Here is a 10,913-nt window from a genome sequence, read left to right on the forward strand (position 1 = left end):
CAGGAGACGCCATGACGACCCCCGAGGAACCGCACCCCGCCCCGGTCCCGCTGCACCGCCTGCACTTCGAGGAACCAGGGCCGCCGCGCCCCGCACGACTGCCCGGCGGAACCCACGCCTGGCTGGTCAGCCGGTACGGCGACGTCCGCCAGGTGCTCTCGGACCCGCGCTTCGGCAGAGCACGGCTGTACGACGCCGACGCGCCGGCCCTCTCCGACGTGCCCGACCTGGTGAACAGCCCGGACCTGATGTTCAACCAGGACGGAGAGGACCACCTGCGGCTGCGCCGCACGCTGCGCCGCGCCTTCACCCCGAGGGCCGTCACCCGCTGGCAGCCGTGGATCGCCGCCATCGTCGAGGAACTCCTCGACCGGCTGGAGGAACGACGCCGGCCGGCCGACATCGTCCAGCAGTTCACCCTGCCCCTGCCGGTGGCGGTGATCAGCCGGCTGATGGGCCTGGACGCCTCCGCCCATGGCCGGTTGCGGCACTGGAGCGAACACGCCTTCTCGGACGGCAGCCACGCCGGCGAACAGGTGGAGACCGTCCTGAAGGAGTTCCACGCGTTCGGCGCCGACCTTCTCGCCCAGCGGCGCCGGGCGCCCGGCGAGGACCTCATCAGCAGCCTGGTCCGGGCCGCCGACGACGAGGGGGGCGTGCCCGAGGCGCAGTTGACTGCTCTGGTGTGCGGGCTCGTCGTCGGCGGCCACGACAGCACGATGACCATGCTCGGCAACGCTCTGCTCTACCTCCTGGGCGAACGCCCCGAAGCCTGGCCCCGCCTGGGCGCCGACGAGGAGGCCGCCGGACGCGCCGCCGACCGGCTCGTCCACCTCGTACCGTTGGGCGACGACAGGGGGAGCATCCGGCACGCAGCCGTCGACGTCGAGGTCGGCGGCGCGACGATCCCGGCCGGCGCGATCGTGATCGCCGACTGCGGGATGGCCAACCGCGACCCGGAGGTCTACCCGGCCGTCACCCGCGACGACCTCTTCGCCCCGTTGGAGGCCCCGACCCTCTCCTTCGGCGCGGGGCCCCACTACTGCCTGGGCGTCTGGCTGGCCCGCACGGAACTCCAGCTCGCCCTGCACCGTCTGGCCGCCCGCTTCCCGGCCCTGCGCCTGGCACAACCCATGGACGCGGTCCTCTGGCGGACCGGGACGACGTCACGCAGTCCGCAGCGGCTGGAGGTGAGGTGGTAGCCCTCGTACGGGCCGGTACGAGGGGCGTCGCATCTCCGCCACGGCGGCCGCCGCCCCGCGTCCCCGCCCCGGCGGACGGAGCAGGAGAGCGCTCCCGCCCCAAAGCGGCCCGGCGGTAGGGTGCGGACATGACCAGAAAGGCGCCCACGCTCGAGGACGTGGCCGATGAAGCGGGCGTCTCCCGCGCGACCGTCTCCCGCGTCGTCAACGGCATCCGCAACGTGGACCCCGCCATCCGCGAAGCGGTGCGGGAGGCGATCGCGCGGACCGGGTACGCCCCCAACCGTGCCGCCCGGTCCTTGGTGACCCGGCGCGCGGAGACCATCGCCCTGGTGGTCTCCGGGGCGGGCGACGACTCGGAGAGCGAGCAGAACGCCTTCGCGGCCCGTGTGTTCGCGGACCCGTTCTTCGGGCGCGTGGTGAGCGGCGTCGTCGGATTCCTGCGTCCGCGCTCCATGTACCCGGTCCTCATGTTCGCCGAGACCGAGACGGCCAGGGAGCAGGCGCTGGCCTATCTGCGGCAGGGGAGCGCGGACGGTGCGCTGGTCTTCTCCACCCACGCGCAGGACCCGCTGCCGGCGCTGCTCGCGGCCGAGAGCCTGCCCTGCGTCCTGTTCGCCCGTCCGGCGCGGCCCGCCCCCCTCACGTACGTCGACGTCGATCACCGGCGCGGCGGGCAGCTGGCTGCCGAGCACCTGCTGGGGCGGGACTGCCGTCGGCCCGCCACGGTGGCGGGCCCCCTGGACCTTCTCGCGGCCCAAGACCGCCTCTCCGGCTTCCAGGACGCGATGGCGCGCCACGGCCACCCTTACGTCCCGATCGCCGAGGGAGGCTTCACCTTCGAGAGCGGGGCGTCGGCCATGACCCGGCTGCTGGCCGAGCATCCGGGGATCGACGGGGTGTTCGCGGCCAATGACCTGATGGCGCAAGGCGTCTGCCAGGTGCTGCGCGAAGGCGGGAAGCGGGTGCCGGAGGACGTCGCGGTGGTCGGCTTCGACGACTCCAGCGCGGCTGTCGCCTGCCGCCCGCCGCTGACCACGGTCCGGCAGCCGATTGAGGAGATGGCCGCCACGATGGCGCGGCTGCTCCAGGAGCAGATCGAGGGAAAGCTCACCGAGCCCACATCGATGATCTTCGAGCCTGTGCTCGTGCGCCGCGCCTCGGCGTAGGCGGGGGGAGCCCCGGACGGCGCGGGTCCCGCCCCTGCCGCTGGGGAGGGCGGTCGGGGCGGGGCGGCTCATGCGGGCGACCGCGCCTCCGGGGAGCCGTGTACGGCTGGGCTCCCGGAGAGAGGCCGGTCAGGGCAGCCGGTAGCCCTCGTTCAGCGCGTCCCCTCTCTCCGGGTGCTCCTGGTCGTAGCCGCGCGGGTCGCCGTCGACCGCGGCGGTCGCCGGAGCGCCGTGGTGTTCCGGGCTGGAAGCCGTCACCGGCTTGCCTCGGGAGAGCAGCGTGGGCGCGGCCCGGGCGGTGGCTTGCGGGGCGAACAGCAGGGGGCTGACACGAAGGGGGGACCACAGCGCCGGCAACGCCCTGACGTGCGGAGACAGGGGGTATGAGAGGCGGCGGAGCCGCGCGGGCAGGTGCAGGAAGCATGAGAAGTGCTCCTCGTCCGAAGGGGCAAGCGCGTGGAGAGCGCTCTCCGTGAAGGGGATGCTTGCTCGCTCACGCTGCTGCGGTCAAGAGATGTGCACTGGCTATTTCCGTGCCGGCTCCTTCGGCGCGGCGGCCAGCGTGCGCGTCTCCATCGCGACCCGCCAGCCCGTCTGCTCGACGGAGACCTCGCCTTCCGTCACCTGCTCGTGGAGGCGGCCGCCGCGCGCGAAGAAGGCCGCGAGGGGCAGCGTCGCCGCGCCGACGGTGACGGCGTCGGGTCCGAGTCGTCCCAGTTCGATGGTGACCCGCTCCGCCGGGTGACGCAGCGCGTACGCCTTGGCGTGGCGGCGTACGGCGTCCAGGATGTACGGGGCCAGCTGGAGCCCCGCCCAGCCGCACAGGAGCACGCGCTCGGGGCTGTAGAGGTTGATCAGATCGGAGATTCCGGCGCCCAGGTACTCCGCCGTCTCGTCCAGCACGCCCAGGGCCACCGGGTCGGCCGGGCCCTGCTCGGGGTAGGCACCGGCGATCAGGGCGGTGACCGCCGTCTCCTCGTCGGTGTCGGGAGGCAGCGAGGCTCCCGCCTCCTGCCAGCGCCGCACCAGCGCTTCGGCGCCGGCGTAGGCTTCCAGGCAGCCCCGGGCCCCGCAGCGGCACTGCCGCCCGCGAACGTGCAGGGTGGTGTGGCCCCATTCGGTGGCGTTGCCGCGCGCTTCGCCGAAGACGGCGCCGTCGGTCACGATGCACGCGCCGACGCCCGAGCCGAACAGCACGATCGCCGCGTCCCGAACACCGCGGCCGCCGCCGAACCACATCTCGGCCTGGCCGAGGGTCTTGGCGCCGTTCTCGATGAAGAACCGCGTGCCGGCCGGCAGGACGGCGCAGTCGCGCAGCAGCGACTCCAGTGGTACCGCGTCCCAGCCGATGGTCTGGCCGTGCACCACGGCGTCGGCGTCCTCGGACGCGCGGTCGACGATGCCGGGGATGCCGACACCGACGCCGAGCAGCAGCTCAGGGGCGACGTCCGCCTCGTCCAGCACGTCCCGGATGCCCTCGCTGATGTGCCGGACGACGGAGGCGACGTCGTAGCCGTTGCGCCGCATCGGCCGCTCGCAGCGGGCCAGTTCGGCCAGGGACAGGTCGAACAGCTCGACGCGCACCCGGGTCTCGCCCACATCGACGCCGATCAGGTAGGCGCCGGAGGGCGCCACCCGCAGCAGGGTGCGCGGTCGCCCGCCGTCGGAGTCGACGGTCCCGGCCTCCTCGACGAGCCCCTCGCCGACCAGCTCCGCGACGATGGTGCTGATGGAGCCCGAACTGAGTGAGGTGGCGCCGCCGAGGGCCTGCCGGCTCATCGGGCCGTCGAAATAGAGTCGTTGCAATACCGCCTTCCGGCTGGTTCGGCGCAGGTCGCGGACGGTTCGTCTGCTCGGCGTGGCCATGTGGCTCCCTTCCTCCGTGCAACATACCGCCGCTTCAAGTCTTGACGCGACCCTCCCTCGGTACTTAACTCAGCCTCTGAATTAAGCCGTGAGGTTGTGTTTCGATGCAGAACGCTTCCCGGCACACCCATCTTCGAAGGGCCGTCTCCGCCATGCGCAGAATCCGAGCCGCGGCAGCCATAGCCATCGCCACCTCCCTCGCGACCGCCGCCACCGGGTGCGGTGGCGGCGAGGGCGGGGGAGGCAACTCCTCGCCCGACACGCTGACGTACTGGGCGACGAACCAGGGCGCCAATATCGAGGCCGACAAGAAGATCCTGACTCCCGAGCTGAAGAAGTTCGAGAAGGAGACCGGCATCAAGGTCGAGCTGGAGGTGGTCCCCTGGGCCAACCTCCTCGACCGCATCCTGGCCGCCACCACGTCGGGCCAGGGCCCGGACGTGCTGAACATCGGCAATACCTGGTCCGCCTCCCTCCAGGCCACCGGTGCGCTGCGGCCATGGGACGAGGCCGCCTTCGACAAGATCGGGGGCCAAGGCCGCTTCACAGAGGCGGCGGTCGCCTCCGCGGGCGCCGAGGGCCAGGACCCGGCTGCCGTACCGCTGTACTCGATGTCGTACGCCCTCTACTACAACAAGAAGATGTTCAAGGAGGCCGGCATCGAGAAGCCGCCGACCACCTGGGACGAGATGGTCGAGACGGGCAAGAAGCTCTCCAAGGACGGCAAGTGGGCGCTCGGCGCCGAGGGCTCCAACCTGTCCAACAACATCCACCAGGTCTTCGCGCTCAGCCAGCAGCACGGCGGAAACTTCTTCGACGCCTCCGGCAAGCCGGACTTCACCTCGGACGCCAATGTCGCAGCCGTGAAGCAGTACGTCGACCTCATGGGCAAGGACAAGATCATCGCCCCGGGCAACGCCGAGTACGCCCAGAACCAGTCCCTCCAGGACTTCGCCAGGGGCAAGACGGCCATGGTGCTGTGGCAGTCCGCCGCCAGCACGTTCAAGGCCCACGGCATGACGGACGAGGACTGGGGCGTTGCCCCGGCCCCCGTCCAGTCCGGCTCCCCGGGCCAGGGCCGCCAGGTCAACTCCATGGTCTCCGGCATCAACATCGCCGTCTTCGAGAACACCGACAACGTCGACGGCGCCATCGAGTTCGTGAAGTTCATGACCAGCGACGAGGAGCAGAAGATCCTCAACGGAACGTACGGGTCCATCCCGTCGGTCAAGGCCGCCCAGCAGGACGGCGCCTTCGACACCCCCGACGGCACCGTGCTGCGCGAGACGCTCACCAAGAGCGCCGCCCCGCTGCCGCAGGTCGCCAACGAGTCCCAGTTCGAGACCGCGGTCGGCACAGCCGTCAAAGAGCTCTTCGCCGACGCCGCCAACGGGCGCACGGTGACCACCGAGTCCGTCAAGGCCGCCCTGTCCAAGGCCCAGCAGCAGATGCCGAAGTAGGTCCCCTGTGACTCCCGCCGCCACCGCCGCTCACCGGCAGGCACCGACGCCGGCGGGCCGCTCGACCGAGCGGCCCGCCACCGGGAAGGGCCGACCGCGCCGGCCACGCCTCCCCGGGCGCCTCCGTCGCGTCGGCCTTCCCTACCTGCTCCTCCTGCCCGCCCTGCTCCTGGAGATCCTCGTCCACCTGGTGCCCATGGTCATGGGCATCACGATGAGCTTCAAGGAACTCACCCAGTTCACCATCCGGGACTGGGCCGACGCGCCGTGGAACGGGCTCGCCAACTTCTCGGCGGCCGTCGACCTCGACGCGCCCGTGGGGGAGGCGCTTCTCCACTCGTTCATGGTGACCTGCGTGTTCACCGTGCTCTCCGTCGGCCTGTGCTGGCTGATCGGCACCGCCGCAGCGGTCTTCCTCCAGGACGTCTTCCTCGGCCGCGGCCTGCTGCGGACCCTCTTCCTGGTGCCGTACGCGCTGCCGGCCTACGCCGCCGTCATCACCTGGGCGTTCATGTTCCAGCGGGACAACGGCCTGGTGAACCACGTCCTGCACGACCAGCTCGGCCTCACCGACGGCACCTCCTTCTGGCTGATCGGCGACAACAGCTTCATCGCGCTGCTCGTCGTCTCCGTCTGGAAGGGCTGGCCCTTCGCCTTCCTGATCATCACGGCCGGCCTCCAGAACATCCCCAAGGAGCTGTACGAGGCCGCCGCCCTGGACGGCGCGGGCGTCTGGCAGCAGTTCCGCAAGATCACGCTGCCCTCGCTGCGGCCGGTCAACCAGGTCCTCGTGCTCGTCCTGTTCCTGTGGACGTTCAACGACTTCAACACGCCGTTCGTGCTGTTCGGCAAATCGGCCCCCGAAGCCGCCGACCTCATCTCCATCCACATCTACCAGTCGTCGTTCGTCACCTGGAACTTCGGCGCCGGATCGGCCATGTCCGTCCTGCTGCTGCTGTTCCTGCTGGCGGTGACCGGGGCCTACCTCCTGGTCACCTCGCGCGGAAGGAAGCAGGCCGATGTCTAGCGCGACGACGGGGGCCTCCGCCCCGGCGGCGCCCCGCCGCTCACCGACCGCGCCCCCGCGGTCCTTCCTGTGGACCCGCAGGATCTTCCTCACCGTGCTGACCGTCTTCGTGGCGGTGCCCGTCTACGTCATGGTCAGCAGCTCGCTGAAGCCGCTCCAGGACGTCTCCGGCGAGTTCCGCTGGCTGCCCAGCGGGCTCACCATCCGCCCGTACATCGACATCTGGTCCACCGTCCCGCTGGCGGACTACTTCCTGAACTCGCTGATCGTGGCGAGCGCGGCGACCGTCTGCTCGGTGATCGTCGCGGTCTTCGCGGCGTACGCCGTCAGCCGCTACCGCTTCCGCGGCAAACGGCTGTTCACCGTCACGGTGCTGTCGACGCAGATGCTCCCCGGCATCCTCTTCCTGCTGCCGCTGTTCCTCATCTACGTCAACGTCGGCAACGCCACCGGGGTCGCCCTGTTCGGCTCGCGCGGCGGCCTCATCCTCACCTACCTCACCTTCTCCCTGCCGTTCTCCATCTGGATGCTGATCGGCTACCTGGACTCCGTCCCCCGCGACCTCGACGAGGCCGCGACGGTCGACGGCTGCGGCCCCCTCGGCGCGCTGTTCCGGGTGGTCGTGCCCGCGGCCGTCCCGGGCATCATCGCCGTGGCGGTCTACTCCTTCATGACCGCCTGGAGCGAGGTGCTGTTCGCCTCCGTCATGACCAACGAGGCGACCCGCACCCTCTCCATCGGCCTCCAGGGCTACGCCACCCAGAACGACGTCTACTGGAACCAGGTCATGGCGGCCTCCCTCGTCGTCAGCGCCCCCGTCGTCGTCGGCTTCCTCTTCCTCCAGCGCTACCTCGTCTCCGGGCTCACCGCGGGAGCCGTCAAGTGACCCTTCCCGGCAAGGCCCCCGTGTCCCGTCGGGGAGAGGCGCCCTCTCGCACCCGGTCGCACCGTCCGCGCATCGACGGGAGCGGTGAACCGGCACAGCGGTTCACGCCCCTCCGGCAGGCCGGCAAGTCCTCCGGTGGCGGACCGCGCCCTCATCGGGATGATGCCGCCCGGCGCAGAGCCGCGAGCAGTTCCCGGTTACTCACGCCTTTGCGTACGTACTCGGAAGCGCCGGCGTTGATCATCTGCTCGACGGAGCCCTTGTCGTCGTACGCGGAGAATGCCACGATGCGGCTGGCCGGAGAACATCGCGCGATGCCCCTGGCAACGGAGTCGCCGCCGCCGGGAAAGCGGACGTCGAGGACCACCAGATCCGGTCGATGGTGGCGTACGAGCTGAAGTGCCTGCTCGCCGTCGCACGCGGTGCCCACCACCCTCAGATCGGGTTGTGCCCGCACGACCTCGCTCAAGGTCTCCAGGAGCATCACGTTGTCGTCGCACAGGAGCACACTGAAGGGTGAGCCGGGGGAGCCGTCCGGCACTGTCGCGGTCACGTCGCGTCGCCCGTCCGCTCCGACGCAGGGAGCCGCAGCGGATTCGGCACCCAGAACTCGACTGTCGTGCCCGTGCCGGGCCGACTGTGCATGGACCACCAGCCTCCCGCCGTCTCGGCTCTCTCCCGCATCTCGATGATCCCGAAGTGATCGCGGGCACCGTCCTGGGACATCGGTGCGCCGGTGCCGTCGTCCACAAGACGCGTCATGATGCCTCCGTCGGATGCCTTGATGACGAGGTCGACTCTGCTTCCACGCGCATGCTTGCGCACGTTCAGCAACGCTTCCTGGACGATACGGAAGATGGTGATGGCCGTCTCCGGCGTGGGCTCACGGTCCAGCTGGTGTTCGAATGAGTAGGACATCCCCCACGAGGAGCTCACGACGTCGTCCAAGTGGCTGGAAAGCCCTTCGACCAGGCCGTGCCGGTCGATCCCCGGCGGATGCAACCGGAAGGTCAGACTGCGGAGGCGGCCGATCGCCTCGCGCACTGACACGTCGAGACGCCGCAGTTCCGCGCGGTACGACTCCGGCACCCGCTCCGCCAGCAGTTCCAGCCGCATCGCGACAGCGACCATGGATTGGATGGAGTCGTCATGGACATCCCACGCGATGCGGCGACGTTCCGTCTCCTGCGCCTGGACCAGGTGGTCGAACAACCGCCGCCGCTCGTGGAGGGCGTGCTGTGCTGCCCGCCGTTCGGACATGTCGCGGGTGACTTTGCCGAATCCCTGTAGTACACCTGCTTCGTCCCACAGAGCGGTGATGACCACGTTCGCCCAGAACCGTGAGCCGTCCTTGCGGACGCGCCAGCCCTCGTCCTCCAGTCTGCCCTCGACCACGGCGGTCTCCAGCTCCCATTGGGGCTTGCCCGCCGCCTGGTCCTCAGGAGGGTAGAAGACCGAGAAGTGCTGTCCGACGATGTCCGCGGCCCTGTATCCCTTGATTCGCTCCGCCCCTGCGTTCCAGCTGATGATGTGGCCCTGCGGGTCGAGCATGAAAATGCCGTAGTCCAGCACCCCTTGGACCAGCAGCGTGAAGGCCGCGTCCGACAACGGAGGCGTCTGCTTCCGTACCCCTGGGCCCTGTCGCGGCTCCCTCGTCACTTGAGGAGTCCTTCGCGGCGTGCGATCGTCACGGCTTCCAGCTGGGAACGCGCTCCCAGCTTTTCCAGGACTCGCTGGACGTGGTTGCGCCCCGTGTTGAGGGCGACTCCCAGCTGCTCGCTGATCTCCGCAGTGGTGCGGCCTTCCCCCAGCAGGTGAAGGGCCTCCCGTTCCCGCGGAGTCAGATTCGCGCCGGGCCCCGACGTCCTGCCGGTCAGCCGCCCCAGCACGTCGCCCAGAAAATCCTGGCTGAACACGACTTCGCCCGCCGCCACTCTGCGAACAGCGTCCTCCAGTTCGCCCAGACCCCGAGCCTTCAGGATCAGGCCTGATCCGCCCGCCTCCGCGACGCGCGCGGCTACGGACCCGCTGCCCTCACCCGCCAGGATGAGGATGCGTACGCCCGGTGCGAGTGCCAGCAGATCGGCAATGGCGGTGACCCCGTCGCCGTCGGGCAGCCGTCGGTCCATCAGTACGACGTCTGGCTCACACCGCCTGGTACCGGCTAGGGCCGACGCCACCGACGCCGCGCGTCCCACGATATGCAGATCGGGTGAGCGCTCCAGGGCGAGGCAGATGGCCTCGGCCACCATGTCGTGATCCTCGACCAGCAGGATCTTGATCGGACGGCTGTGCGGAGAAGGGGAGGGCAACGGTGCATCCTTGCAGGTGGCGGAACGCACGATCATGCCAGAAGGTCTGGCGAGGGCAACGGCAACGGTGACTCGGCGATGGCCGCCGCCTCCGCATCACGGCGAAGGGCGCCCGTGCCCGAAGAACAGCGAGCCGCCTCCACGTCCGTGGAGGAGTTCCTCGCGGGGAAGACCTCGTCCGCCCCGATCAGGGAAAGCAACCGCGCCAACTGTGTTCCCATCCCTTCCACGACGAGATCCACGCCTGTGTGAAGGGCAGCCGTCCGCGCTCTGAACAGGGCGCTCAGGCCGGCGCAGTCACAGAAGGAAACGCCGGTCAGATCGAGGCAGAGCTCCGTCGGCTGCTGCTCCAGGCAAGCCGTGACCGCCTCCTGGACGTAGGGCGCGGTGTCCAGGTCGAGTTCACCGGCGAGAGTCACTCGCGCCAGACCTGAAGGTAATGAGGCATACGACGTGAACAAGTAGGCAGTCACAGTGCCCCGCGCCTTCCCGGGGGGCGTTCAACTGCGCGGCGCGGTCCCCTGAGCTCTCCCGCAGAAGAGTCCTCTGTCGTCAGCTGACACATCACTACCTCATAGTGCGAGGACATCAATTTCACCCTAGTGAATCTGCACTAGGCGCGTCAGTCAACATGGACGAGGGAGCGGGCAGCGGCGGACGGGCTTGCGGGATGCTCGGCGTTCCTGCGGCAGCGTGATCGGCGAGCAGGCGCGAGCCTGCCGCAAAGCAGCGGCGAGGGCCCGACCTGGGTGCGCCGGTCGAATGCCCCGCAGCGCACCGAGGTTCTCGGCGCTGACGTGGGGCCGTGGTCCAAGCGGCTGAAGCCCGCCGCCCAGGCAATGACTTACTCGATCGCTACGAGGCCCCGCCTGCCCCTCGGATTTCCGCCGAGCCCTGCAAATGCGTTGCTCCCGAACGCCAACGGGGCCGACTGCCCGGCGTGGCGCCACCACCGGGTGACTCGGTCAGGTATAGCTGGTCGCTGTGCCCG

Annotated in this window: 11 protein-coding genes; 5 read left to right on the top strand and 6 right to left on the bottom strand. The window is 69.9% G+C overall.

What is annotated here, in order from left to right; all coding sequences use genetic code 11:
* Window positions 1-11 precede the first annotated feature (11 nt).
* Both V9U70_RS13445 and V9U70_RS13450 read left to right on the top strand, forming a co-directional pair.
* The gene (locus tag V9U70_RS13445) at window positions 12-1,202 is read left to right on the top strand and encodes a cytochrome P450 (protein ID WP_336675064.1); all 1,191 of its coding nucleotides are present in this window, start codon (window positions 12-14) and stop codon (window positions 1,200-1,202) included.
* A 128-nt stretch (window positions 1,203-1,330) separates the two neighbouring features.
* Window positions 1,331-2,371, top strand: coding sequence for a LacI family DNA-binding transcriptional regulator (locus V9U70_RS13450; RefSeq protein ID WP_336675065.1), 1,041 nt, complete (start codon window positions 1,331-1,333; stop codon window positions 2,369-2,371).
* 129 nt (window positions 2,372-2,500) lie between these two features.
* Here the strand turns inward: V9U70_RS13450 and V9U70_RS13455 are convergent, their stop codons facing one another.
* On the bottom strand, window positions 2,501-2,629 hold the full coding sequence (locus V9U70_RS13455; RefSeq protein WP_336675109.1) for a hypothetical protein: 129 nt from the start codon (window positions 2,627-2,629) through the stop codon (window positions 2,501-2,503).
* 267 nt (window positions 2,630-2,896) lie between these two features.
* On the bottom strand, window positions 2,897-4,237 hold the full coding sequence (locus V9U70_RS13460; RefSeq protein ID WP_336675066.1) for an ROK family transcriptional regulator: 1,341 nt from the start codon (window positions 4,235-4,237) through the stop codon (window positions 2,897-2,899).
* A gap of 152 nt (window positions 4,238-4,389) precedes the next feature.
* Between V9U70_RS13460 and V9U70_RS13465 the strand changes: the two genes are divergently transcribed.
* From V9U70_RS13465 to V9U70_RS13475, 3 genes are read left to right on the top strand one after another with little or no spacing between them, the layout of a single operon-like run.
* On the top strand, window positions 4,390-5,697 hold the full coding sequence (locus V9U70_RS13465) for an ABC transporter substrate-binding protein (protein WP_336675067.1): 1,308 nt from the start codon (window positions 4,390-4,392) through the stop codon (window positions 5,695-5,697).
* Between the two features lie 7 nt (window positions 5,698-5,704).
* Window positions 5,705-6,724 carry a carbohydrate ABC transporter permease gene (locus V9U70_RS13470; RefSeq protein ID WP_336675069.1) on the top strand — a complete coding sequence of 340 codons (1,020 nt, stop codon included), beginning with the start codon at window positions 5,705-5,707 and terminating at the stop codon, window positions 6,722-6,724.
* Window positions 6,717-7,610 (top strand): carbohydrate ABC transporter permease, encoded by an 894-nt coding sequence (locus tag V9U70_RS13475; protein WP_336675071.1) that lies wholly within the window; start codon window positions 6,717-6,719, stop codon window positions 7,608-7,610. Before V9U70_RS13470 ends, V9U70_RS13475 begins: the two co-directional genes overlap by 8 nt.
* Before the next feature lie 151 nt (window positions 7,611-7,761).
* Here V9U70_RS13475 and V9U70_RS13480 read toward each other — a convergent pair whose 3' ends face one another.
* Genes V9U70_RS13480 through V9U70_RS13495 form a run of 4 tightly spaced genes read right to left on the bottom strand, consistent with a single transcriptional unit; the run spans window position 7,762 to window position 10,395 of the window.
* Window positions 7,762-8,163 (bottom strand): response regulator, encoded by a 402-nt coding sequence (locus tag V9U70_RS13480; RefSeq protein WP_336675073.1) that lies wholly within the window; start codon window positions 8,161-8,163, stop codon window positions 7,762-7,764.
* Window positions 8,160-9,269, bottom strand: a complete 1,110-nt coding sequence (locus V9U70_RS13485) for a PAS domain-containing sensor histidine kinase (RefSeq protein WP_336675075.1) — start codon at window positions 9,267-9,269, stop codon at window positions 8,160-8,162. The genes V9U70_RS13480 and V9U70_RS13485 overlap by 4 nt, the downstream gene beginning before the upstream one ends.
* On the bottom strand, window positions 9,266-9,958 hold the full coding sequence (locus V9U70_RS13490; RefSeq protein WP_336675077.1) for a response regulator transcription factor: 693 nt from the start codon (window positions 9,956-9,958) through the stop codon (window positions 9,266-9,268). Before V9U70_RS13490 ends, V9U70_RS13485 begins: the two co-directional genes overlap by 4 nt.
* Window positions 9,955-10,395, bottom strand: a complete 441-nt coding sequence (locus V9U70_RS13495; RefSeq protein WP_336675078.1) for an STAS domain-containing protein — start codon at window positions 10,393-10,395, stop codon at window positions 9,955-9,957. The genes V9U70_RS13490 and V9U70_RS13495 overlap by 4 nt, the downstream gene beginning before the upstream one ends.
* Between the last annotated feature and the right edge of the window lie 518 nt (window positions 10,396-10,913).

The sequence above is a fragment of the Streptomyces pratensis genome, from assembly GCF_037137275.1.
Classification (GTDB): Bacteria; Actinomycetota; Actinomycetes; order Streptomycetales; family Streptomycetaceae; genus Streptomyces; species Streptomyces pratensis_B.

Coding starts and splice junctions, on each gene's coding strand:
- V9U70_RS13475 (WP_336675071.1), top strand. CDS start 6,717: ATGTCTAGCGCGACGACGGGGGCCTCCGCCCCGGCGGCGCCCCGCCGC.
- V9U70_RS13445 (WP_336675064.1), top strand. CDS start 12: ATGACGACCCCCGAGGAACCGCACCCCGCCCCGGTCCCGCTGCACCGC.
- V9U70_RS13490 (WP_336675077.1), bottom strand. CDS start 9,958: ATGATCGTGCGTTCCGCCACCTGCAAGGATGCACCGTTGCCCTCCCCT.
- V9U70_RS13450 (WP_336675065.1), top strand. CDS start 1,331: ATGACCAGAAAGGCGCCCACGCTCGAGGACGTGGCCGATGAAGCGGGC.
- V9U70_RS13465 (WP_336675067.1), top strand. CDS start 4,390: ATGCGCAGAATCCGAGCCGCGGCAGCCATAGCCATCGCCACCTCCCTC.
- V9U70_RS13460 (WP_336675066.1), bottom strand. CDS start 4,237: ATGGCCACGCCGAGCAGACGAACCGTCCGCGACCTGCGCCGAACCAGC.